Source organism: Pseudomonas sp. SORGH_AS_0211 (genome assembly GCF_031453455.1).
Taxonomy (GTDB): Bacteria; Pseudomonadota; Gammaproteobacteria; order Pseudomonadales; family Pseudomonadaceae; genus Chryseomonas; species Chryseomonas aestiva.
On the sequence record NZ_JAVIZV010000001.1, the window covers coordinates 2,703,977 to 2,726,079 of the forward strand.

Genomic DNA, 22,103 nt, shown 5'->3' on the forward strand with positions numbered 1-22,103 from the left:
ACGGAATCAGCTTCGTCGTTGCGCCGCCAGCTGGGCGTCCTCGCCCAGGCGTGGGTTGTATTGGCCTGCACAGGCCTTCATCAGTACCTGCAGCACCGACAGATTACCTCTGACGCTGCTGATCTTGGTGGGTACCTCGCCCTTCGGATAGCGCCGCACGGTGGGGAGTTCCACGCAGCGATAGCCCAATTTCGGTACCCGATAGGAAAGATAGGCCAGCAACTCGTAGGTGGTGAACTCGTCGCGGAACGGTGCCACGCGCGGATCCAGCAGCATGGCCCGGCTGTAGGCGCGGAAACCCTGGGTGGTGTCGGTCCAGTGGAAACCCGAGGCCAGGCTCAGCATGGGCGCATGGATGAAGCGAATGGCGAAGTCGCGGGACTTGGGGGTGTTCTCCGCCACGCCGCCGACCAGAAAGCGCGAGGCCTGGACGAAGTCGTAGCCCTGCTCGATGGCGTCGATGAAGCGCGGGATGGCGTCCGGGTCGTCCTTGTCGTTGCCGTCGATGGTCACGATGCCGGTGTAACCCTCGTCGAGCACGAAGGCATAGGCGCAGCGCAGCTGGGAGCTGAGCTTGCCCGACGCGGTCTTGACCAGCAGCCCGCGAACGCCCAGCTCCTGCAGCCGTTGCGGCTCCAGCGAACCGTCGGTGCTGCCACCGTCGACGATGATGACGTCGGCGATGTCGGCGATCCTGACCGCTGCCATGCGCCGCAAGAGGTTGAGAATCCGCTCGCCTTCGTTGATGACCGGGATCACCACGCAGTGCGGACGGCTGCGACCGTTCCAGAAGGTCGTCGAATAGCTGGGCACCTGCCAGAGGGCGCGCTCGGTGGCGGGAATTGCAGTAGTCATAGGTCCTCCAGGTTCAACCGACACGGGCCGTGATGAGGGCGACGCCGGCGATGATCAGGACGATGCCTGCCGCCGTGGTCCAGGGAAAGGCTTCACGAAAGATCACCACCGACAACAAGGCGACGCTGGCGATGGCCCCGGCCGTCAGCACCGGATGCGCCACGTTCAGCGGCAGCTTGGCGAGGGCGGCGGCGTACAGCAGAAAGGCCAGGCCATACATGAACAGCCCCAGCCAGAACGGCCAGTTGGCCAGCGCGGCCATGGGATCGCTCAGGCTGGGAAAGCGCCGCGGGGGCAGCATGGCCAGCTTCACCAGCACGCTCGCCGAGGCGTTGGAGGCGATGCCCAGGATCAGGATCAGCCACTTCATGCGGCAGCCTCCGGCAGTTCGCGATAGGCCTTGACCGCGACCTGGACGCCACGCTCCAGCGCGGCCAGGTTGGAGCCCTGCTTGGCTGGCAGCATCTCGATGCTGACCACTTGCTCCGGCAGCCGCCGGGTCAGGGCGAAGGCGATGCCCTCGTGGTTGGTACCACCCTCCCCCAGGGTCACCAGATCCGGTTCGCTGGCATGGACGTGGCCGATCAGTTCGGCATGCTCTTCGAGGACGCGGGCGGCGTCCTCCTCGTTGATGGTCAGGGCGCCGGTATCGAGTTGCATGAGGATCGCCGGATGCTCCACGGCCCGTACCACGGCGGCGGTGGAATCGCTGTCGATCATGAAGTTGGCGCCATAGCGTGGCGGATTCGGCTCCAGGCAGATCTGCACCCGGTGCGCCGCGGCCACATCACCCAGGCGGCGGAAGAAATCCCGTGCCTGCGCCAGGGCCTGGTCGTCACTCAGCCCCGAGCGATCGCGATTGCGCGGCGAGCCGAACACCAGGCGCGTCGCGCCCAGCCCCTCGGCGACCCGGCAGACGCCCTCCAGCTGCGCCAGCAGCGCGTGCTGCACGTCGTCGGTGCCGAAGACATTGAGGCCGGTAGTGCCGAACAGTAACGCCTGCATGCCGGTGATCTCGATGCCGCGGGCCTGCCACTGCTGACGCACGCCCTGGATTTCCTGGGCGGTGGCCGTCTTAGGATCGGCGAAATACTTGCCGGGGGCGATGTCGATGGCATCCACCCGGTATTGCTGCAGGATCTCGGCGACCATGGCGTCATCGGTCGGATCCCAGGCGATATTGGAGATGGCGATGCGCATCACTGACCCTCCGCCTTGATGACCGGGGGTTCCGACTGGGCGTAGGCGCGGACCGCGAGCAGGGTGTCGCGCGCGCTGTACTGGTAGCCGTCCCGCCCGCCGAAGGCCTCGGCATGCACGCTGCGGAAATCGTAGCGCGCCGGCGTACCCTCCAGGGTGTTGCCGAAATCGCGTCCGAAACCCTGGCTGGCGATGTCCGCCACGCTGATGGGCTCGGCGGTCAGGTGCACCAGGTCCAGCCCGGCAGCCTGGGCGGTCTGGATGTCATAGCCGAGATTGACCATCGGATAGAACTGGAAGACGCCGCGACTTTCCACCGCGTGCAGGTTGTTGTCGTTGAGCAGGTCGTAGATCACGTTCTTGCGCAGCCCGGGCCCGACCAGGCCCGGCAGGCGGACGATCAGCGCATTGGCGAAATGCGCACGGACGAACTGCTCCAGTCGATAGCGATTGGCGCCGTAGGCGTGCAGTCCCTCTTCGTCCACCGCGGTGGTCTCATCGACGCCAAGCGGCTGCTTGAAGACATCCACGGTGCTGATCAGCACGAAGGAATCACACTGGATCCGCGACAGATGACCGATCAGGCCATCGATCTTCTCGCGATCGGCCGCGGGATCGCGATTGGCGATCCATTTCTGCGCGGGAGCTCCGGCGCAGATGACCTGGCCATAGGGCTGATCGCCGATCTGGTCGATATTGGTGGAGCGAAACAGCGCGCCGAAGGCCTTCTGCTTGAGCAGCGTCGACCCCACGAAGCCGCTGTACCCTATCAATGCGTCGGTCTTCATGTTGCTCACCCCTTGGTCTTGAATCTCAGGCAATAGTCCGGTTGGCACTCCTCGACGGGATAACGCTCGTCCAGGTAGGCCTTGAGTCGTGGAAACTTGTCGTGCATGGAAATGTTGTTCAGCTTGAATGACCAGAAGGTCGTCGAATACACCACCGCCGGCGGATCGGCATGCTGCAGATCGCTGAGCAGGTCGGCCTCGTAGGGCGGCGTGGCATAGACCGGATAGATGTACTTGGTACAGGCCGGCAGATCGGTCACCCCGTTGATGACCCCGTTGTTGGCCAGGTCGAACACACAGTGGGCACCGCTTTCCAGCAGGCGTCGCGAGGCCCATTGCACCCCGGGCGTCGCCAGGGCGGCGTCATCCGGCAAGGCGGTCAGCGCCGGTACCCAGGCAAGCCCCTGGGCCCACACCCGCTCGACCGGCGACTTGTAGAGATTGAAGGCGGCGAGCAGCACCAGCAGCGCCGCCAGGCCTGGCAACAGCAGGCGCCGGCCGAAGGCCAGCAGCGCACCTGCCAGCAGCACCGCAAAGAACGGCGAGGGATTAAGTCCGACCAGTCCCATCAGCACGGCGGCGGCGACGGCCGCGGCCGCCGCACGCGGATGCGCCGAGATGTCCCAGCCGCCGTTGCGGGCCAGCCGCTGCCGGCGGGCAGCATAGAGCAGGCTCAGCAGGGGCACCCAGAAGCCCATCTGGATGTGCTGGAAGTCCGCGCGATTGACCCCGATCTTGAAGAAGATCGCGAGCAGCACCGCCAGGGCGCCGATCAGCGGCAGATCCTCGCTCCAGCGCCACGGCCAGGGCAGGCAACGGATCAGCGCGAAACCGGCCAGCGCCGTAGGCACCGCCAGCAGCAGGCTCAGTGCCAGCGGCCGGGCATCCAGGCCATAGCCCCACTGGGAAGAGGTTTCCAGGAGGAAGGTCAGGTTCTTGACGTAATCGGTCAGGGCGAAGAAATCGGTACCAAAGCCAAGCCAGCCAACCGTTGCCACGAAGCTCAGCAGCGAGAGGAAATGGCGCCGCTGTAGGAGCAGCGTGAGCAGTACGGCCGAGCCGATGGCCAGCACCCCGGCGATCCCGCGGTCATAGGACCAGAACAGGTTGAAACCGGCTGCCAGCCCCAACAGCACCTCGCAGACCAATCGCCGCGGCGTGGTCTCCACCTTGCGATGCAGACAGAAGAGGAACAGCGACAGCAGCAGGAAGAGATCGCGATAGCCCACCACCTGGGTCGCCACGGCGCCCACGGCGACCAGCAGGATCAGTCGCGCGCGGCCCTTGGGCACGGGGCACAGCAAAACGGCCGTTCCCCACAGCAACAGGGCCGCGCCGGTGTTGCACAGTCCATAGAGGATCTGGGTCACCAGGAAGGTGTGCTGGGCACCGAACCAGGTCTCCGCCAGCCATACCGGGATGAAATCCAGCCCGCCATGGATGGTGAAGGCATGCGCGCCCGGCTGACTGTGCAGCAGCGTCGGCAGCGTGGCGAAGTATTCTCCCTGGTGGAAGGGGTCGAGGATGACGCCCTTGCCGAACAGAAAGAAATTGATGATGGAAAAGACCAGAACGCTGATGAAGCCGGCGACGCCGGACACCCCCCTGGGTGTCGCTTCAGTGGAAGGGTTCGGCATCGAGGCGCTCCAGGGCATCGAAAATATTGTCGATCTTGCCGCCCAGCATCGAATAGCAGCCGGGCAGCTGGGGATGTTGTTCGAAGAGGATGGGACGGCCGTCGTCGCCTTCGTTCTTCATCAGGATGGTCTTCACCTCGAACAGCGAGTCCCGGTACTCCACCCGCGCCGCAGCCGACATGTAGCGGGTCACGTCCCGGACCATCCAGTCCGCGCGCGAGGCACGGTCGTAATCGTCGAGCAGTGCATAGGGATCGGTGCCATTGGCGTCTTCCCAGTTCAGGTGCGGGGTATAACGCACATGGGACAGGGTGTGCAGACCGCGCGCCGGGAACGGCATCATGGAAAAGAACGGACCGTCCATGACCGTCACGCCGAGGTTGCGCAGCTCCGGAGGCATCTCCACCAGGGCCATCTCGGTGATCTCGTGGCGCAACCGGGTGGCGGTACCGGGGAAGTCGCCGCCGTACTGGTTGAGGCCGCTGTAGGTACAGTTGAAGAGATAGCGGCCGTGCAGCTCCTCCTGTCCTCCGGCTTCATCCACCACATCAACACCCAGCCCGCCCGTTTCACCGCGGATCGCTGTCACGCGACTCTTGAGGCGCACCTCGACGCCGACGGCATCGAGCTCGCGACTCACTTCGGCGGCGAGTACGGCGGAGTTGAAGGCATATTCTTCGGTGAGATACACCGCCTCGATCAATCGATCGTCGAACAATCGACTTAATTCTTCGGACGCCGGCTGCAGGGAAGCCTCGATCCCCTGACAGAAACGTTCGAACTGTTTGGCCGTTACCTTGGAGTTGTTGCGGGCAATGGCATACAACTTGGTGAAGTCCCGCACTACCACATCGGGATAGTCGCGCAAGAAGCGCGGCAAGTTGACCCGGCTGCGAAAGGCCGTGACGAAACTGCGCGGATAGTGGTAACCGTTATGAACACGTGCCTGATTGTGATAAGAGGCACGCTTCAACAGCCCGTCTTCCCGCTCGATCAGGGTGACTTTCGCAAAGCCCCTCACGCGCATGAGATACAGGGCCGTCATGGCCCCGTAAAATCCGCCGCCTATGACGATCGCATCTCTCATGATTGTCACGCCATGCCGGATTGAGTAGCCGGTCTGGCGGCATTGCCACCCTGCACTACTTCGACATTGAGCTTGTCACGACGCGTCATGACGGCGCTCGTGAACTCCTGGGCGACATGGTAGAGCGGCCCTTCGTTGACTCTGTGGGTCAACTGCAGGACATATTCGCCAAGGACGAGCAGGACCAGCGAAATGAGAAAGAACATGCCGGACTGCTGTAATGAAATCGTCACCCAACCCGGTGCGACGTCATCCTTGAACAGGCCGATGGCGATGACGTAAATGGAATAGAGCAGATTGGACAAGGCGCCCACGATGGACAGGAAACTGACCATGCGCATGGGTTTGCGGGTGGAGGACACCAGCAGTCGGGCACCGCGATCGAAGCTGCCGGACAGCCGCTTGGGCTTGCCGCTGCGCGGCGGCATGCTGTATTCGAGATTGGTACGGGAGAAGCCTGCCGTCGCCGGCAGGTGCCGGTAGGTCAAGGCCGGCGCGGGATGGCGCAGGATGTAATTGATGACCTTCTTGCTGAGCATGCGGTACTGGGGCGCATCCTTGGCCAGATCGACCCCGTTGAATCGCCGGTAGAGGCTGTTGAAACCTCTGGAGCACAGACTGTAGGACAGGGTCTGCCGAACTTTCTGCTGATTGTTGGCGAACACCACGTCGATGCCACCGGCCGCCTGTTGCAACATGTCAGGCAAGAAGGCGATGTCATCGGTTTCCGGATCTATGACGACCGCGAAGTCACCCAGCGCATTTTCCAGACCCACCCAGGCAGCGGTATCGGAGTCCACTTCCTTGGTCAGGGCATATACCTGCAGATTGGGCAGGCCGGTGATACTGGTGAGTTGTTTGAGTCGCGCTACGCTGTCATCAGCGGAGGCGTTATCGACAATGATAAGTTCGTAGTCACTTACCAAGGGACCGATAACAGTTGCCGCGCGTTCGAGGACGCTCTGCAACTCGGCAGCCTGATTACGAACGACGAACACGACTGAAAGTAGGACGGGATAAAAGGCCATGACGCGAACCTCCAGAGGCGCTCCAGATACAAGCAATGCAGACGGTTAGCCAACGGAGAGTACAGATAAATTCGGCAGGTTTTCGTCTGCTGCTCTATGCTGTGATCACAGCCACAAATCGCTACTGGAAGAGCCTGGAAGTCGGACAAGGTCGCCGTTTTTGCCCTATCCTCCAAACTGCTGTAACGGTTCGGCAAGGGCACTTGAAGGCGTCGGATCGCGAGGAGAGGTACTGGAAAGGAATCTGGTGTCCCAGAGTGGGGTCGAACCACCAACCTTCCCCTTAGGAGGGGGATGCTCTATCCAATTGAGCTACTGGGACAGTAAAGGGCGCTCATGGTAACGAGCAGCGGAAGGTTTGTCATGCTTCGGTTCGGCAGCGCCACTGTGCGCGAGGACGGGCAAAGGCAGGAAGTTCTTCGGCAGCTTTGCAATTTTTTGTGTACGTCGGTAAATTGACGTCAATAAAAACAGATACCTAGGGACAGGTGGTTACAGAGTCCAAGGTGCCGTGAGTGCTAGCGGAACGAGACGAGGGCTAACGCCTTCACTGATTTTTGACTCCAGATGAAGTACCTCAATGACCCAGGCCATTAGATCCTACTCAAGCCGTACCGCTGACAAATTCGTCGTGCGTCTGCCCGAGGGCATGCGAGAGCGCATCGCGGATGTGGCCCGCAACCATCATCGCAGCATGAACTCCGAAATCATCGCGCGTCTCGAGCAGAGCTTGCAGCAAGAGGGCGCCCTTGGCGACGAGCCCGGGCTTCGCCTGGACAGTCCGGAGATCACCGCCAGCGAGCGGGAGTTGCTGCAGCGCTTTCGGCAACTGTCGGGTCGGCAGCAGAACGCTCTGATTTCGCTGATCGCCCACGACATCGACGCCGCATCCTGACGACGTCGGGCTGCCCTGCCCCTGGGTAGCCCGTTGCCCCCTACCCTGTCCTACATCAGGAACAGGGTGGCGAGCCCCAAGAAGATAAAGAAGCCGCCGCTGTCGGTCACTGCGGTGATCAGCACGCTCGACCCCATGGCCGGGTCGCGACCGAAGCGCTGCAGGGTCATGGGAATCAACACCCCCATGAATGCGGCCAGTAGCAGATTGAGGGTCATGGCGCCCATCATCACCAGGCCCAGTGACCAGCTGCTGTAGAGATAGAAGGCCACCAGCCCTATCACCCCGCCCCAGATGACGCCATTGCACAGGGCTACGCCCATTTCCTTGCGCAGCAGTCGCGCGGTGCTGGTGACACTGATCTGCCCCAGCGCCATGGCGCGGACGATCATGGTGATGGCCTGGTTGCCCGAGTTGCCGCCGATGCCGGCCACGATGGGCATGAGTGCGGCCAGGGCCACCAGCTTCTCGATCGAACCCTCGAAGAGACCGATGACCCGCGAAGCGATGAAGGCCGTGATGAGGTTGGTGGCCAGCCAGGTCCAGCGATTGCCCACCGATTTCCATACCGAGGCGAAGACGTCTTCGTCTTCGCGCAGACCGGCCATGTTGAGAACTTCGCTTTCGCTTTCCTCGCGGATCAGGTCGACCATCTCGTCGATGGTGAGACGACCGATCAGCTTGCCGTTCTTGTCCACCACCGGCGCCGAAACCAGGTCGTAGCGTTCGAAGGCCTGGGCCGCGTCATAGGCGTCTCCGTCCGGATGGAAGGCCACCGCCTCCTTGGCCATGACCTCGACCACCAGCTTTTCCGGGTCGTTGACCAGCAGGCGCTTGATCGGCAGGACGCCCTTGAGGATGCTGTCGTTATCGACCACGAACAGCTTGTCGGTGTGGTCGGGCAGCTCTTTCAGCCGTCGCAGGTAGCGCAATACCACTTCCAGGGCGACGTCGTCACGGATGGTCACCATCTCGAAGTCCATCAGCGCGCCGACCTGATCCTCTTCGTAGGACAGTGCGGAGCGCACCCGCTCGCGCTGCTGAGCGTCGAGGGCGTCCATGAGTTCGTGAACGACATCGCGCGGCAGATCCGGCGCCAGGTCGGCGAGTTCGTCGGCGTCGAGCTGACCGGCTACCGCGAGGATTTCCTGGTCGTCCATGTCGGCGATCAGGGTCTCGCGGACCGCGTCCGAGACTTCGAGCAGGATCTCGCCATCGCGCTCGGTCTTGACCAGACCCCAGACGGTCAGGCGGTCTTCCCGCGGCAAGGCTTCGAGGATGAAGGCGACGTCGGCCGGGTGCAGCTCGTCCAGGCGGGCACGCAGCTCTTCGAGGCCTTCCTCGGGAATATCGGCGGGGGATACGGGGGCGCGGTCCTGGTCTTCACGCGCCTCGACAGCGAGGTCGTAGCGCTCCAGCAACTCCACGACCTGGGCGAGCCGCTCCTGCAGCGTCTCGTGGGGCTTTCTGATTTCTGCTTCGTTCACTACGGTCATAGCGCACTCCGGCCCGCCGGCGGAGCGCACCGACGAACCCTAACTCAACAACGGGACGAAAAAGGCGATTGAGTATTGACTGGGTAAGTCCATAAGGGGGGATAACCACTGCCCCGGCGGGGCTGACGGCGGGGATGATACACCGGACCGCTTGCGGGTGCTAAGGCAAAAGGGTTTCAAAACAGCTATTTGCAAGGCTTCCGCAAGGTCACGAGGGCACGTTTCCGGCCCTCGCCGAACGCCCCAGGCTTCGCTAAGCTTGAGCCCCTACGTCAAGGAGGACGTCCCATGAAAAAGCTGCTCGCGCTCGGCCTGCTGCTGGGTTGCACCACCGTCCAGGCCGCCACGGTGTATCGCTGCGAGGATACCGACGGCCACCTCACCTTTTCCGCCAGCGGCTGCGCCTCGGACAGCGATAGCCGGCTGCAGCGCGCGGACAATCCCCGTCCGGGCGGTGCCAAACCCACGCTGATGGCGAAACCCAAGGCCACTCCCCGCAAGGAAGTCTCGCGCACGCCCACGGTGGTGGCAGCCAAGACGGACGGCTGTGGCGATCTGCTCAGCGCCAGCGCAAGGCGCCAGGCGATCATTCGCGGACAGGTCAAGGTCGGCATGAGCCGGGCGGACGTGGAGAGCGCCTTGGGGCAACCGCAGCGGATTTCCCAGCTGGATGCCCTGACCCGTTATCACTACGAGGCGCGCCAGCGCAAAGACCGTACGCGGCTGGTGACCTTCGACGAGCATGGTTGCGTGCGTCGGCGCTGACGCCCGCAACCGACGGCTGCTCCGTCAGAGCACGGCGCGGGGGTAGGAGCCCAGGACCTTGAGCGCCACGGCACCGGTGGACAGGCGTTCCAGGACATCGCGGATCAGCGGATCGGCCTGGTGGCCGAGGAAATCGATGAAGAAGACATAGGTCCACTTGCCGCTGCGCGAAGGCCGCGTCTCGATCCGGCTGAGGTCGATGTTGTTGGTGTGGAACGGCAGCAGCAACTCGTGCAGGGCGCCCGGCTTGTTCTGCATGGAGACGATGATGGAGGTCTTGTCGTCGCCACTGGGCGGCACGTCCTGGTTGCCGATGATGAGGAAGCGCGTGGAGTTGTCCGGGCGATCCTCGATCTTCTGCTGAACCGGGGTCAGGCCATAGAGCGAGGCCGCCATGTCGCCGGCGATGGCCGCGCTGTTCCACTCGCCTTTCACCCGCCGCGCCGCTTCGGCGTTGCTGGCCACCGCCACCCGCTCGACGCTCGGGTAATAGGAGTCCAGCCACTTGCGGCACTGGGCCAGCGACTGGGCGTGGGAATAGATGCGGGTGATGCTGTCGGCCTTGGTGTTTTCGCCGATCAGCAGATGGTGGTGGATACGCAGTTCCACCTCGCCGCAGATCGACAGGTTGTGCTCGAGGAAGCTGTCCAGGGTGTGGTTGACCGCACCCTCGGTGGAGTTCTCCACCGGCACCACGCCGAACTGGGAGGCACCGGCGGCGACCTCGCGGAACACCTCGTCGATGGCCGCCATGGGCCGGGTCACCACGGCCTTGCCGAAGTGCTTGAGCGCCGCGGCCTGGGAGAAGGTGCCTTCCGGGCCGAGGTAGGCCACGTGCAGCGGCTCTTCCAGGGCCAGGCAGCAGGACATGATCTCGCGGAACAGTCGCGCCATGTCTTCGTCACGGACCGGACCGCCGTTGCGCTCCATCACCCGCTTGAGGACCTGGGCCTCGCGCTCGGGTCGGTAGAACACGGGCTTTTCGCCTTCCGCCAGCGTTCCCATCTTGACCCGCGCCACGTCCTGGGCGCAGCGAGCGCGCTCGCTGATCAGGTCCTGGATGCGTTCGTCCAGACTGTCGATACGCAGACGCAGGGCCTTGAGCTCGTGTTCCGACATGATCAGCCGTGCTCCTTCTCGAATTCGGCCAGATAACTCACCAGCACCTGGACGGCTTCCAGGGTGACGGCATTGTAGATGGAGGCGCGCATGCCGCCCACCGAACGATGCCCCTGCAGATACAGCAGGCCGCGCGCTTCGGCGCCTTCGAGGAACGCCTTGTCGAGGCGCTCGTCCGCCAGGCGGAAGGGTACGTTCATCCAGGAGCGGTCGTTGTGGGCGATCGGGTTGCTGTAGAAGTCGCTGGCGTCGATGAAGCCGTACAGCAGCTCCTTCTTCTGGCGATTCAGGCGCTCCATGGCGGGCAGGCCACCCTGCTCCTTCAGCCACTTGAACACCAGGCCCGACAGGTACCAGGAGAAGGTCGCCGGAGTGTTGTACATGGAGCCGTTGTCGGCCTCGACCTTGTAGTCCAGCAGCGTCGGGCAGGCGGCACGGGCGCGACCCAGCAGGTCTTCGCGGACGATCACCACCACCAGGCCGCTGGGTCCGATGTTCTTCTGCGCACCGGCGTAGATCAGCCCGAAGCGCGAGACGTCCAGCGGACGCGAGAGGATGTCGGAAGAGGCATCCGCCACCAGGGGCACATCGCCCACGTCCGGAATCCAGTCGAACTCCAGGCCGCCGATGGTCTCGTTGGGGGTGTAATGAACGTAGGCGGCATCCTTGGACAGCTGCCACTCGTGCTGCCCCGGGATGGCGAAGTAGTCGTAGCCCTTGGCGCTGGCGGCGACATTGACGGTGCCATAGTGCTGCGCCTGCTCGATGGCCTTGCGCGACCAGATGCCGGTGTCGATGTAGTCGGCGGTGCCGCCCTCGGGCATCAGGTTCATCGCCAGCTGGGCGAATTGCAGACTGGCGCCGCCCTGCAGGAACAGCACCTTGTAGTTGCCGGGGACACCCAGCAACTCGCGCAGATCGGCCTCGGCCTGGTTCGAGATGGCGGTGAAGTCCTCACCGCGATGGCTCATCTCCATCACCGACAGGCCACGGCCCTGCCAATCCAGCAGATCGGCCTGGGCCTGGCGCAGCACAGCTTCAGGCAGGGCCGCCGGGCCGGCGCAGAAGTTGTAGGCACGCTTGCTCATCACTCGTCATCCTCGTTGGGAAGGTCATCGCTCGGTACGTCGCTGGCACCGGGCAGCACATCGTCCTGGTCCGGCTCGTGGCTGTCGACCGGCAACTCCTTGTCGAGCACCTCGTCGTCCAGTTCGGCTTCGTGATCCAGCAGCTCTTCGTCCACCGAAGGCTCCTGCACCCGCTCCAGCCCCACCAGCTTCTCGCCCTTGCCGAGCTTGATCAGGGTGACGCCCTGGGTATTACGGCCGGTACGGGAGATGCCTTCGACCGGGGTACGCACCAGGGTGCCCTGGTCGGAGATCAGCATGATCTCTTCGCCGTCCAGCACCTGGATGGCGCCGATCAGGGGGCCGTTGCGCTCGTTGATGACCATGGCGATCACGCCCTGGCCACCGCGGCCGCGCTGCGGGTATTCGGCCATGGCGGTGCGCTTGCCGAAGCCGTTGAGGCTGGCGGTGAGGATCTCGGCGCCCGGCTCGGGGATCAGCATGGAAATCAGGCGCTGGCTTTCAGCCAGGCGCATGCCGCGCACGCCGCGGGCGGTACGACCCATGGTGCGCACATGGCGCTCCTTGAAGCGGATGACCTTGCCGCCATCGGAGAACAGCATGACTTCGCGGGCACCGTCGGTGATGGCGGCGGCGATCAGGCTGTCGCCCTCCTCCAGCTTCAGCGCGATCAGGCCATTGCTGCGCGGACGGCTGAACTGCACCAGCGGGGTCTTCTTCACGGTGCCGTTGCGGGTGGCCATGAAGATGTAGGCACCGGTGGGCTCGTCCTGGCCGGCATCGAGGAGCTCGCCCTCTTCGCCTTCGCTTTCGCTCTCGACGTCGTCTTCCACCAGCACGGCGTCTTCGATGTCCAGGTTGTCGTCCTGCTCGCCCAGCTCTTCTTCACCGATGGGCGCCTGCTGGCGCACGGCCTCCAGATCGACCGGCAGCATGGCGGTGATGCGCTCGCCTTCGGCCAGCGGCAGCAGGTTGACCAGCGGCCGGCCACGGGCGGCGCGGGAAGCCTCGGGGATCTCGTAGGTACGCTTCCAGTAGACCTTGCCCAGGCTGGAGAACAGCAGCAGGGTGGTATGGCTGTTGGCGACCAGCAGGTGCTCGATGTAGTCCTCTTCCTTGACCGCCGAGGCCGAACGGCCGCGACCGCCCCGGCGCTGGGCCTGGTAGGCGTGCAGCGGCTGGGACTTGGCGTAGCCGCCATGGGAGATGGTGACGACGCGGTCTTCCTCGGTGATGAGGTCGGCGATGGTCAGGTCCACCTGGGAGGCGATGATCTCGGTACGACGCTTGTCGCCGAACTCGGCCTTGACCTTTTCCAGCTCCTCGCGGATGACTTCCATCAGCCGCTCGGGATTGGTCAGGATGCGGATCAGCTCGCCGATCTGCAGCAGGATTTCCTGGTACTCGGCGATGAGCTTCTCGTGCTCCAGGCCGGTCAGGCGGTGCAGGCGCAGGTCGAGGATCGCCTGGGCCTGTTCCGGCGAGAGGTGGTACCTGCCTTCGTGCAGGCCGTACTGCTCGGGCAGTTCGTCCGGACGGCAGGAGTCGGCGCCGGCGCGCTCGACCATCTCGCGTACCGCGCTGGACTCCCAGGGCGTGGCGATCAGGCGTTCCTTGGCTTCGGCCGGGGTCGGCGAGCTCTTGATCAGCTCGATGACCGGATCGATGTTGGACAGGGCGACCGCCTGGCCTTCGAGGATGTGGCCACGCTCGCGCGCCTTGCGCAGTTCGTAGACGGTCCGCCGGGTGACGACTTCGCGACGGTGGCGAATGAAGGCTTCCAGCAGTTCCTTGAGGTTCAGGGTGCGCGGCTGGCCGTCGAGCAGGGCCACCACGTTGATGCCAAACACCGTCTGCAGCTGGGTCTGGGCATAGAGGTTGTTGAGCACCACCTCGGGGGTTTCGCCGCGCCGCAGCTCGATGACCACGCGCATGCCGTCCTTGTCGGACTCGTCGCGCAGCTCGGTGATGCCTTCGATCTTCTTCTCTTTCACCAGCTCGGCGATCTTCTCGATCAGCCGGGCCTTGTTGAGCTGGTAGGGCAGCTCGGTGATGACGATCTGCTGGCGATTGGCGCTCTTGTCGATGTCCTCGACCTCGGCGCGGGCCCGCACATAGATGCGCCCACGACCAGTGCGATAGGCCTCGATGATGCCGGCACGACCGTTGATGATGCCCGCGGTCGGGAAGTCCGGACCGGGGATGTACTGCATCAGGTCGTCGACGGTCAGCTCGCTGTTCTCGATCAGCGCCAGGCAGCCATCGATCACTTCGCCGAGGTTGTGCGGCGGAATGTTGGTGGCCATGCCGACCGCGATGCCGCTGGAACCATTGACCAGCAGGTTGGGGATGCGCGTAGGCATCACCGCCGGGATCTGCTCGGTGCCGTCGTAGTTGGGCACCCAGTCGACGGTTTCCTTGTCCAGGTCGGCCAGCAGTTCATGGGCGAGCTTGGACATCCGCACTTCGGTGTAACGCATGGCCGCGGCGTTGTCACCGTCCACCGAACCGAAGTTGCCCTGGCCGTCCACCAGCATGTAGCGCAGCGAGAAGGGCTGCGCCATCCGCACGATGGTGTCGTAGACGGCGGTATCGCCGTGGGGGTGGTACTTACCGATGACGTCACCCACCACACGGGCGGATTTCTTGTACGGCTTGTTCCAGTCGTTGCCCAGCTCGCTCATGGCGTAGAGCACGCGCCGGTGCACCGGCTTGAGGCCGTCGCGCACATCCGGCAGGGCCCGGCCGACGATGACGCTCATCGCGTAGTCGAGATACGACTGCCGCAATTCGTCTTCGATATTGACCGGGAGGATTTCTTTGGCCAGTTCACCCATGAGAAGCCTGGTTCCTTCTGATCTGAAAAGCGCTAGGGCTCGTCCGCACGTCGGCCGAGCCTGATATAGGAGAGGCGAAAGCCCGTTTGGCGGCGCCTGCCACCAGCGGCGCAAGGGGCGCCCCAACCGGTTTTCGGCACTGCATCACCGCCTGCCGAGGGCTTTCGAACAAAGCCTGTGCAAAGAGCGAAATTCTAACACATTCAGGGATGTATCCGCCCCTGGCGATCACCTCAATGCAGGCGTCGGCGATTCATCAGCTCGGCCATCTTCCTGGCGTCCGGACGCTCCACCACACCACGCTCGGTGACGATGGCGTCGATGAGATCGGCCGGGGTGACGTCGAACACCGGATTGAAGGCCTCCACGCCGGCGGCGATGCGCTGCCCGCCCACTTCCAGCAGCTCATGACCGGCGCGCTCTTCGATGGGAATGTCGTCACCGGACGCGAGATTCATGTCGATGGTGGAGCTGGGCGCCACCACCATGAAGCGCACCCCGTGGTGCATGGCGATGACCGCCAGGTTGTAGGTACCGATCTTGTTGGCCACGTCGCCATTGGCGGTGATGCGATCGGCACCGACGATCACCCAGGCGACGTTGCGCGTCTTCATCAAATGCGCCGCGGCGGCATCGGCGTTGAGGCTGACCGGGATCCCCTCCCCGGCCAGTTCCCAGGCGGTCAGGCGCGAGCCCTGCAGCCAGGGGCGGGTCTCGTCGGCGTGGACGCATTCCACCAGGCCGTCCAGGTGCGCCGCGCGCAGGACGCCCAGGGCGGTGCCGAAGCCGCCGGTGGCCAGGGCGCCGGTATTGCAGTGGGTAAGGAAGGTCTGCTTGCTGGCGTCGTGCTTGCGGATCAGCTCGACGCCCAGCTGGGCCATGGTCAGGTTGGCTTCGCGGTCGCTCAGGTGGATGGCTATTGCCTCGGCTTCCAGCGCCGCCAGGGCGCCCTCCCCAGCGGTGCGCGCCAGGCGCTCGCGCATCCGGTTGAGCGCCCAGAACAGATTGACCGCGGTGGGCCGCGAGGCCGCCAGCAGTTCGAAGTCGACGTTGACGGTCGCTTGCCAGTCCTCGCCCGCCGCGGCGCGCTGCCGGGCACCCAGCACCACGCCATAGGCGGCGCTGATGCCGATGGCCGGCGCGCCTCGTACCAGCATGTCGCGGATGGCCTGGGCCACCTCGGCGGCGCTGTGACAGGCGACCCAGTGTTCGCGCAGCGGCAACAGGCGCTGGTCGAGCAGGTGCAGGGCACCGTCCCGCCATTCGATCGCCTTGATCTTTTCCGCCGCCAGCAGACGCTCTCGCATGATCTCTCCTCGACCTGAATCTGTAGCCCGCCAGTATACCGGCATCGGCGTGCGGTAGCGCCGCAAGGACCGCTATACTGCCGGCTCGCCCCTCTTGGAACCGCCGCAGATGCCCACCCCCGCGCCCCTGGACCTCTTGTTGCTCCCCAGCTGGATCGTGCCGGTGGAGCCGGCCGGGGTGGTCCTGCGCGATTACGCCCTGGGCGTGCGCGACGGCTGCATCGCCCTGCTCGCGCCGCGTAGCGAGGCCCTGCGTCATCCGGCCAAGGAGACCCTGGAGCTGCCGGGCAAGGTGCTGATTCCCGGGCTGATCAATGCCCACGGCCACGCCGCCATGACGCTGTTTCGCGGCATGGCCGACGACCTGCCGCTGCAGACCTGGCTGCAGGATCACATCTGGCCCGCCGAAGGGCGCTGGGTCGACGAGGATTTCGTCCGGGACGGCACCACCCTGGCCATCGCCGAGCAGATCCGCGGCGGCATCACCTGCTTCTCGGACATGTACTTCTATCCCCAGGTGGCGTGCGAGGCGATCCATCGCACCGGGGTGCGCGCCCAGGTCTGCCTGCCGATCCTCGATTTCCCGATTCCGGGCGCCCGTACCGCCGACGACATGATCCGTCGGGGCCTGGAACTGTTCGACGACATGAAGCTGCACGAGCGCATCAGCGTGGCCTTCGGCCCCCATGCGCCCTACACCGTGGCCGACGCCAAGCTCGAAGAGATCCTGGTGCTGGCCGAGCAGCTGCAGGCACCGATCCAGATGCACGTGCACGAGACCGCCTTCGAGGTGGAGCAGGCACTGGAGCAGACCGGCGAGCGGCCGCTCAGCCGGCTGCGGCGCCTGGGCCTGCTCGGCCCGCGTTTCCAGGCCGTGCACATGACCCAGGTGGACGACGAGGACCTGGAAAACCTGGTCGAGACCAACAGCCACGTCATCCACAGCCCCGAGTCCAACCTCAAGCTGGCCAGCGGCTTCTGCCCGGTGGAGCGCCTCTGGCAGGCCGGCGTCAATGTCGCCATCGGCACCGACGGTGCGGCCAGCAACAACGATCTCGACCTGCTCGGCGAAACCCGCACCGCCGCCCTGCTGGCCAAGGCCGTCGCCGGCTCGGCCACCGCCCTGGATGCCCACCGCGCGTTGCGCATGGCCACCCTGAACGGTGCCCGCGCCCTGGGCCTGGAGCGCTGCCTGGGTTCGCTGGAAGTCGGCAAGGCGGCCGACCTGACCGCCGTCGACCTCAGCGGTCTCGCCCAGCAGCCGCTCTATGACCCCGTCTCGCAACTCATCTACGCCACCGGCCGCGATCGCGTCAGCGACGTCTGGGTCGGTGGCGTGCCGCTGCTGCGCCAGAGCGAACTCGTGCGCCTGGACGAGGCCGAACTCATAGCCAATGCGCAGCAGTGGGCCACCCGTATCCAGCAGGGCGCCTGACGCGCCCCGCTCCCTTGCCTCTGGAGAACACCATGTCCAACGTCGATAACGCCGAGATCGCCAAGTTCGAGGCCCTCGCCTACCGCTGGTGGGACCGCGAGAGCGAATTCAAGCCGCTGCACGACATCAACCCGCTGCGCGTCAACTGGATCGACCAGCACGCCGGTCTGGCCGGCAAGAAGGTACTGGACGTCGGTTGCGGTGGCGGCATCCTCAGCGAAGCCATGGCGCAACGTGGTGCCCAGGTGACCGGCATCGACATGGCCGAGGCACCCCTGGCGGTGGCCCGGCTGCACCAGCTGGAATCCGGTGTGCCGGTGGAATACATCCAGGAGACCACCGAGGACCACGCGCGCAAGCACGCCGGCACCTATGACATCGTGACCTGCCTGGAGATGCTCGAACACGTGCCGGATCCCTCCTCGGTGATCAGGGCCTGCCACGACCTGGTCAAGCCGGGCGGCCAGGTGTTCTTTTCCACCATCAACCGCAACCCCAAGGCCTATCTGTTCGCCATCGTCGGCGCCGAATACGTGCTGCGCCTGCTGCCGCGTGGCACCCACGATTTCCGCAAGTTCATCCGCCCCTCGGAGCTGGGGGCCTGGGCCCGCGCCGCCGGCCTCAATCTGCGTGACGTCATCGGTCTCACCTACAACCCGCTGACCAAGAGATACAAGCTGGAAGGCGACGTGACGGTGAACTACATGGTGCGCACCCAGCGCGAGGACTAGGCCATGCGTCTGCAAGCGGTCCTTTTCGACATGGACGGCACCCTGCTGGACACGGCGCCGGACTTCATCGCCATCATCCAGGCCATGCGCCAGGACCAGGGCCTGGCAGCGGCCGACGAGGCCCGCCTGCGCGGTGTCATTTCCGGCGGTGCCAAGGCGATGATCCTGGCCGGCTTCGAGGTCGATCCGCTGGGCGCCGAACTCGAACCGCTGCGCCTGGAATTCCTCGAGCGCTACCAGACGCAGTGCGCGGTCCATACCCGGCTGTTCGACGGCATGGAGGAGATCCTGCGCGATCTCGACGCCGCCCGGCTGCGCTGGGGCGTGGTGACCAACAAGCCGGTGCGCTTCGCCGAGCCCATCATGCAGCGCCTGGGCCTGGCCGAGCGATCGGCCTGCCTGGTCTGCCCGGACCACGTCACGCACAGCAAGCCGGACCCGGAGATGGTGCTGCTGGCCTGCCGGCAACTGGATGTCGATCCCCAGACCGCCCTCTTTATCGGCGACGACCTGCGCGACATCGAGTCCGGCCGCGCCGCCGGCAGCAGGACGGTGGCGGCGCGCTACGGCTACATCCATCCGGACGACCATCCCGAGCACTGGGGTGCCGACGCCATCATCGACCATCCGTTGGAATTGCGTGCGCTGCTCGATCGCGCACTGTGCGGCTGCTAGGGGTTCAGATGTTCGACTACCAGGCTCCGGCCGAGCTGCTCAAAGACCGTGTCATCCTCGTCACCGGTGCCAATCGCGGCATTGGCGCCGCCCTGGCCAAGGGCTGCGCCGCCCTGGGCGCCACCCTCATCCTCCAGGGTCGCGATGCCGCGGCGCTGGAACAGGTGCGCCAGGAGATCCAGGCCAGCGGCGGTCGGGCCGAGACCCTGGTGCTGGATCTCGAACAGGCCGATGCGGCGGCCTATGCCGCCGTCGCTGAACGCCTGCAGCGACGTCATGGTCGTCTGGATGGGCTGGTGCACAACGCCGGCCTGCTGGGACCGCGGGTGCTGCTGGAGCAGACGCCCGCCACGGCCCTGGCGCAGGTGCTGCAGGTCAATGTCCAGGCCGGCTTCGCCCTGACCCAGGCCCTGCTGCCCCTGCTCAAGGCTGCCGGTGAGGCCTCGGTGATCTTCACCTCCAGCAGTGTCGGTCGCAAGGGCCGGGCCGGCTGGGGCGCCTATTCGGTGTCCAAGTTCGCCACCGAGGGGCTGATGCAGGTCTGGGCCGAGGAGCTTGGAGAAGCCGGTATCCGGGTCAACAGCGTCAATCCGGGCGGTACCCGTACCGCCATGCGCGCGGCGGCCTATCCCGAGGAGGACCCGGCCCGGGTGCCCGCGGCGGACGCCATCCTGCCGGTCTATCTCTATCTGCTCGGCCCGGCCAGCCAGGGCACCACCGGCCAGGCACTCAACGCCCAGTAACAGGTCCGGTCAGACGTGGAAGCGCTGCACCAGGCGCGAGAGTTCGTCACCCAGCTCGGCCAGCTCGCGGCTGGCCGAGGCCGTCGCCGCCATCGCCTGACTGGATTGGTCGGCGCCGTCGCGAATGCGCGTGACATTGACCGCGACCTCTTCAGCCACTCCTCGCTGCTGCACCGCCGCCGCAGCGATCTGCTGGTTCTTTTGCTGGATGCTGGCCACCGCGGTGGCGATGCCGGCAAAGGCGCGACGCGTGTCACCGGCACTGCCCAGGGTCCCGGCCAGCAGGGTCTCGCTCTGCTGCATCCGCTCGACTGCCTCACCACTGCCCTTCTGCAACACCACGATGAGCTGTTCGATCTCGACGCTCGACTGCTGGGTACGCCGCGCCAGCGCCCGGACCTCGTCGGCGACCACGGCGAAGCCGCGACCCTGTTCCCCGGCCCGCGCCGCCTCGATGGCCGCGTTGAGCGCCAGCAGATTGGTCTGCTCGGCCACCGCCTTGATCACGTCGAGCACGCTGCTGATCGCCTGGCTGTCGTGGGACACACCCTGGAGCCGCTCGGCAGCCGCACGGACGTCCACTCCCAGGGTCTCGATACCGGCCAGGCTACGGCCGATCACCGCCTGGCCATCGCTGACCTGGCGTTCAGCCTGATCGCCAGCACCGGCAGCCGCCTCGGCGTCCGCGGCGACGCCCTGGGCAGTGGCGGCCAGTTCGGCCATGGCCGCGGCCACCTGATCGGTTTCCTCCCGCTGGCGCGTCACGCCCAGCTGCGCCTCGCGCGCCTGCTCGGCCAGGGCGGCCGCGGACTGGCCGAGCCGACCGATACCGTTCTGCAACTGCAGGACCATGCCGCGCAGTGCCGCCACCATGCTGGCGCTGGAGCGTTGCAGCTGGCCGATCTCGTCGCCCCGATCCACCGTCAATTCGACATCCAGCTGACCCTGGGCGATACGTTCGGCAGCGGCGATCACCTTGCGCAACGGCCGGACGATGGCCAGGGTGATGATCAGCGCGGCCAGGGTGCCGACGATCAACGCCAGCAGGGCCACGCCGCCGATGGTCAGCAGGCGCTTGGTCATCATCGCTTGCAGCTCGGTTTCCTGTTGCCCATAGAGGGCATCGACCCGCTGCACGGCGGCCTCGGCCAGGCTGGTCATGCGCGCGCCGGCGGCCTGTTCCTGGGCCAGGGCCGCGGCATAGTCGCCCAGGCGGCGGATGAATTCCTTGATGTTGGTGGAGACGTCCTGGATGACCGAGGAATAGGCCGGATCGCTCAGTTGCGGCTCCACCTTGGCCAACAGCTCCAATGCGGCACTGGCCGACGGCAACGGCTGATCGTCCACCGTGCTCTTGCTCGCCCGCGCCTGGGCTTCGTCGAGGCTCTTGAGCATCAGGCGATAGAGTTCGCCGACCTGTTGCGACAGGGTCAGGAGTTCGGCGCCCTGCTTGCCGCCGGAGTCCTTGAGGGCATAGGCGCCGTCGTCCAACAGGCCGGACTGGAGGATGTCCAGACTGTTGGCCGCGCCCTCCACGAGGAAGGCCGCCCCTTCCATGGCCAGACGGCGTGAGGTGTTGAGGCGTTCATAGTCGGCGAAGGCGGCGCCATAGGCCTGGGTGGCCGCGCGGGCGGCGTCGATATCGGCCGCGTTGGCACTGCCCACCTCGGCCGCGAGTTGCTCCAGGTGATCGAGTACCGCCGGCAGCGCCTGCCGCAGGTGCTCGGCCTGGGCCGCCTCGCCGCTGAGGCGAAAGCCCTGCTCCAGGGCGCGGACCTGCATCACCTGCCGGTTGATCGCGGCCATGTCGCGCAGGGAACCGAAGCGATGTTCCACGTCCTTGAGCGCGAGCCCGCCCTGCAAGGCCACCACCAGGGTCAGCAGCAGCACCAGGCCAAAGCCCACGGCCAGTTTGGTCGCGGTTCGCCAATTGGCCAGGCGATAGCGGGCAATCCCTTTCATACGGCACCCCAACGGAATGAGTTCTACCGACGCTGTCGTCCGCAGAAACCGATTCTTGAGGGGCTGGGGGGCTAACGGGCCGCTATCCGTCGCACGCGGTTATGCCGACGTCGCTTTGGATGGCGGCCGTTTGCCAGCCGCACGACCGATCAACGACCGGCGCGGGACTCGCGAATATAGAAGCTCGCCTTTTCGGCATTCTTCACGCAGCCGGTGTAGGCCTCCACCTGCTGTTGCGTCTTGGCGGTGGACAGCAGCGCCAGCGCCTTGGAATAGCTCACCGTACCGGAAAAGCCTTCGGCCTTGGCCAGGTCGAGCTCCTGCCAGGCGGAGCGGGTCTGGGCGGCGCAGCTATCGCGATTGACCACCTTGCCCGAGCAGCCTGCGAGTACCACGGCAGCCAGTGTGGCGGCCAGGACAGGCACCAGTTTCGCTTTCATCTCTTGGTCTCCTTG

20 protein-coding genes, 1 tRNA gene and 1 pseudogene are annotated in these 22,103 nt (G+C 65.3%); 6 read left to right on the forward strand and 16 right to left on the reverse strand.

What is annotated here, in order from left to right:
- Positions 1–6 precede the first annotated feature (6 nt).
- The 8 genes from QE393_RS12545 to QE393_RS12580 all read right to left on the reverse strand — a co-directional run bounded on the left by QE393_RS12545 (position 7) and on the right by QE393_RS12580 (position 6,917).
- Positions 7–855 carry a glycosyltransferase family 2 protein gene (locus tag QE393_RS12545; RefSeq protein WP_310043799.1) on the reverse strand — a complete coding sequence of 283 codons (849 nt, stop codon included), beginning with the start codon at positions 853–855 and terminating at the stop codon, positions 7–9.
- A gap of 13 nt (positions 856–868) precedes the next feature.
- Complete coding sequence (locus tag QE393_RS12550; RefSeq protein ID WP_027598043.1) at positions 869–1,225, reverse strand: SMR family transporter; 357 nt, start codon at positions 1,223–1,225, stop codon at positions 869–871.
- A complete protein-coding gene (locus QE393_RS12555; protein ID WP_310043802.1) occupies positions 1,222–2,055 on the reverse strand; it encodes a sugar phosphate isomerase/epimerase family protein in 834 nt (277 codons plus the stop codon). Before QE393_RS12555 ends, QE393_RS12550 begins: the two co-directional genes overlap by 4 nt.
- The gene (locus tag QE393_RS12560; RefSeq protein ID WP_310043803.1) at positions 2,055–2,843 is read right to left on the reverse strand and encodes a pyridine nucleotide transhydrogenase; all 789 of its coding nucleotides are present in this window, start codon (positions 2,841–2,843) and stop codon (positions 2,055–2,057) included. The genes QE393_RS12555 and QE393_RS12560 overlap by 1 nt, the downstream gene beginning before the upstream one ends.
- Before the next feature lie 5 nt (positions 2,844–2,848).
- Positions 2,849–4,480 carry a hypothetical protein gene (locus QE393_RS12565; RefSeq protein ID WP_310043804.1) on the reverse strand — a complete coding sequence of 544 codons (1,632 nt, stop codon included), beginning with the start codon at positions 4,478–4,480 and terminating at the stop codon, positions 2,849–2,851.
- Entirely contained in the window at positions 4,461–5,525 is a 1,065-nt protein-coding gene (locus QE393_RS12570; RefSeq protein ID WP_405046298.1) for an FAD-dependent oxidoreductase, read from the reverse strand. Before QE393_RS12570 ends, QE393_RS12565 begins: the two co-directional genes overlap by 20 nt.
- A 47-nt stretch (positions 5,526–5,572) precedes the next feature.
- Positions 5,573–6,595: a glycosyltransferase gene (locus tag QE393_RS12575; RefSeq protein WP_273807700.1), complete on the reverse strand. Its 1,023-nt coding sequence runs from the start codon at positions 6,593–6,595 to the stop codon at positions 5,573–5,575.
- A gap of 245 nt (positions 6,596–6,840) precedes the next feature.
- A tRNA-Arg gene (locus tag QE393_RS12580) sits at positions 6,841–6,917 on the reverse strand.
- Between the two features lie 258 nt (positions 6,918–7,175).
- On the opposite strand from QE393_RS12580, the gene QE393_RS12585 reads away from it, so the two are divergent.
- Positions 7,176–7,490, forward strand: a complete 315-nt coding sequence (locus QE393_RS12585; RefSeq protein WP_007160462.1) for an Arc family DNA-binding protein — start codon at positions 7,176–7,178, stop codon at positions 7,488–7,490.
- A 50-nt stretch (positions 7,491–7,540) separates the two neighbouring features.
- On the opposite strand, the gene mgtE is transcribed toward QE393_RS12585, so the two are convergent.
- On the reverse strand, positions 7,541–8,986 hold the full coding sequence (gene mgtE / locus QE393_RS12590) for a magnesium transporter (protein ID WP_405046248.1): 1,446 nt from the start codon (positions 8,984–8,986) through the stop codon (positions 7,541–7,543).
- A 288-nt stretch (positions 8,987–9,274) separates the two neighbouring features.
- Between mgtE and QE393_RS12595 the strand changes: the two genes are divergently transcribed.
- Entirely contained in the window at positions 9,275–9,751 is a 477-nt protein-coding gene (locus QE393_RS12595; protein WP_310043807.1) for a DUF4124 domain-containing protein, read from the forward strand.
- Positions 9,752–9,775: 24 nt separating this feature from the next.
- On the opposite strand, the gene pheA is transcribed toward QE393_RS12595, so the two are convergent.
- From pheA to mtnA, 4 genes are all read right to left on the reverse strand, one after another.
- On the reverse strand, positions 9,776–10,870 hold the full coding sequence (pheA, locus tag QE393_RS12600) for a prephenate dehydratase (RefSeq protein ID WP_158892948.1): 1,095 nt from the start codon (positions 10,868–10,870) through the stop codon (positions 9,776–9,778).
- Between the two features lie 2 nt (positions 10,871–10,872).
- Positions 10,873–11,958 (reverse strand): 3-phosphoserine/phosphohydroxythreonine transaminase, encoded by a 1,086-nt coding sequence (gene serC / locus QE393_RS12605; RefSeq protein ID WP_310043808.1) that lies wholly within the window; start codon positions 11,956–11,958, stop codon positions 10,873–10,875.
- Complete coding sequence (gene gyrA, locus QE393_RS12610) at positions 11,958–14,795, reverse strand: DNA gyrase subunit A (protein WP_310043810.1); 2,838 nt, start codon at positions 14,793–14,795, stop codon at positions 11,958–11,960. The genes serC and gyrA overlap by 1 nt, the downstream gene beginning before the upstream one ends.
- Positions 14,796–15,028: 233 nt before the next feature.
- A complete protein-coding gene (gene mtnA, locus QE393_RS12615) occupies positions 15,029–16,102 on the reverse strand; it encodes an S-methyl-5-thioribose-1-phosphate isomerase (RefSeq protein WP_310043813.1) in 1,074 nt (357 codons plus the stop codon).
- A gap of 109 nt (positions 16,103–16,211) precedes the next feature.
- Here mtnA and QE393_RS12620 point away from each other — a divergent pair, with 109 nt between their 5' ends.
- From QE393_RS12620 to QE393_RS12635, 4 genes are read left to right on the forward strand one after another with little or no spacing between them, the layout of a single operon-like run.
- Entirely contained in the window at positions 16,212–17,537 is a 1,326-nt protein-coding gene (locus tag QE393_RS12620) for a TRZ/ATZ family hydrolase (RefSeq protein ID WP_273807708.1), read from the forward strand.
- A gap of 32 nt (positions 17,538–17,569) precedes the next feature.
- The gene (ubiG, locus tag QE393_RS12625; protein ID WP_310043815.1) at positions 17,570–18,268 is read left to right on the forward strand and encodes a bifunctional 2-polyprenyl-6-hydroxyphenol methylase/3-demethylubiquinol 3-O-methyltransferase UbiG; all 699 of its coding nucleotides are present in this window, start codon (positions 17,570–17,572) and stop codon (positions 18,266–18,268) included.
- Between the two features lie 3 nt (positions 18,269–18,271).
- Complete coding sequence (mupP, locus tag QE393_RS12630) at positions 18,272–18,943, forward strand: N-acetylmuramic acid 6-phosphate phosphatase MupP (RefSeq protein WP_310043816.1); 672 nt, start codon at positions 18,272–18,274, stop codon at positions 18,941–18,943.
- Between the two features lie 8 nt (positions 18,944–18,951).
- The gene (locus QE393_RS12635; RefSeq protein WP_310043817.1) at positions 18,952–19,686 is read left to right on the forward strand and encodes a YciK family oxidoreductase; all 735 of its coding nucleotides are present in this window, start codon (positions 18,952–18,954) and stop codon (positions 19,684–19,686) included.
- 9 nt (positions 19,687–19,695) lie between these two features.
- On the opposite strand, the gene QE393_RS22565 is transcribed toward QE393_RS12635, so the two are convergent.
- From QE393_RS22565 to QE393_RS12645, 3 genes and pseudogenes are all read right to left on the reverse strand, one after another.
- Complete coding sequence (locus tag QE393_RS22565) at positions 19,696–20,559, reverse strand: methyl-accepting chemotaxis protein (protein WP_405046299.1); 864 nt, start codon at positions 20,557–20,559, stop codon at positions 19,696–19,698.
- A gap of 21 nt (positions 20,560–20,580) precedes the next feature.
- Positions 20,581–21,648, reverse strand: a pseudogene (locus QE393_RS22570) (HAMP domain-containing protein); the annotation flags it as partial.
- Between the two features lie 149 nt (positions 21,649–21,797).
- Entirely contained in the window at positions 21,798–22,088 is a 291-nt protein-coding gene (locus QE393_RS12645) for a hypothetical protein (protein WP_133862481.1), read from the reverse strand.
- Positions 22,089–22,103: the final 15 nt, after the last annotated feature.

Coding starts and splice junctions, on each gene's coding strand:
- QE393_RS12620 (WP_273807708.1), top strand. CDS start 16,212: ATGCCCACCCCCGCGCCCCTGGACCTCTTGTTGCTCCCCAGCTGGATC.
- QE393_RS12570 (WP_405046298.1), bottom strand. CDS start 5,525: ATGACGGCCCTGTATCTCATGCGCGTGAGGGGCTTTGCGAAAGTCACC.
- QE393_RS12595 (WP_310043807.1), top strand. CDS start 9,275: ATGAAAAAGCTGCTCGCGCTCGGCCTGCTGCTGGGTTGCACCACCGTC.
- mgtE (WP_405046248.1), bottom strand. CDS start 8,986: ATGACCGTAGTGAACGAAGCAGAAATCAGAAAGCCCCACGAGACGCTG.
- mupP (WP_310043816.1), top strand. CDS start 18,272: ATGCGTCTGCAAGCGGTCCTTTTCGACATGGACGGCACCCTGCTGGAC.
- QE393_RS12565 (WP_310043804.1), bottom strand. CDS start 4,480: ATGCCGAACCCTTCCACTGAAGCGACACCCAGGGGGGTGTCCGGCGTC.
- pheA (WP_158892948.1), bottom strand. CDS start 10,870: ATGTCGGAACACGAGCTCAAGGCCCTGCGTCTGCGTATCGACAGTCTG.
- ubiG (WP_310043815.1), top strand. CDS start 17,570: ATGTCCAACGTCGATAACGCCGAGATCGCCAAGTTCGAGGCCCTCGCC.
- QE393_RS12550 (WP_027598043.1), bottom strand. CDS start 1,225: ATGAAGTGGCTGATCCTGATCCTGGGCATCGCCTCCAACGCCTCGGCG.
- mtnA (WP_310043813.1), bottom strand. CDS start 16,102: ATGCGAGAGCGTCTGCTGGCGGCGGAAAAGATCAAGGCGATCGAATGG.
- QE393_RS12645 (WP_133862481.1), bottom strand. CDS start 22,088: ATGAAAGCGAAACTGGTGCCTGTCCTGGCCGCCACACTGGCTGCCGTG.
- QE393_RS22565 (WP_405046299.1), bottom strand. CDS start 20,559: ATGGTGGCGGCACTGCGCGGCATGGTCCTGCAGTTGCAGAACGGTATC.
- QE393_RS12555 (WP_310043802.1), bottom strand. CDS start 2,055: ATGCGCATCGCCATCTCCAATATCGCCTGGGATCCGACCGATGACGCC.
- QE393_RS12545 (WP_310043799.1), bottom strand. CDS start 855: ATGACTACTGCAATTCCCGCCACCGAGCGCGCCCTCTGGCAGGTGCCC.
- QE393_RS12585 (WP_007160462.1), top strand. CDS start 7,176: ATGACCCAGGCCATTAGATCCTACTCAAGCCGTACCGCTGACAAATTC.
- serC (WP_310043808.1), bottom strand. CDS start 11,958: ATGAGCAAGCGTGCCTACAACTTCTGCGCCGGCCCGGCGGCCCTGCCT.
- QE393_RS12635 (WP_310043817.1), top strand. CDS start 18,952: ATGTTCGACTACCAGGCTCCGGCCGAGCTGCTCAAAGACCGTGTCATC.
- gyrA (WP_310043810.1), bottom strand. CDS start 14,795: ATGGGTGAACTGGCCAAAGAAATCCTCCCGGTCAATATCGAAGACGAA.
- QE393_RS12560 (WP_310043803.1), bottom strand. CDS start 2,843: ATGAAGACCGACGCATTGATAGGGTACAGCGGCTTCGTGGGGTCGACG.
- QE393_RS12575 (WP_273807700.1), bottom strand. CDS start 6,595: ATGGCCTTTTATCCCGTCCTACTTTCAGTCGTGTTCGTCGTTCGTAAT.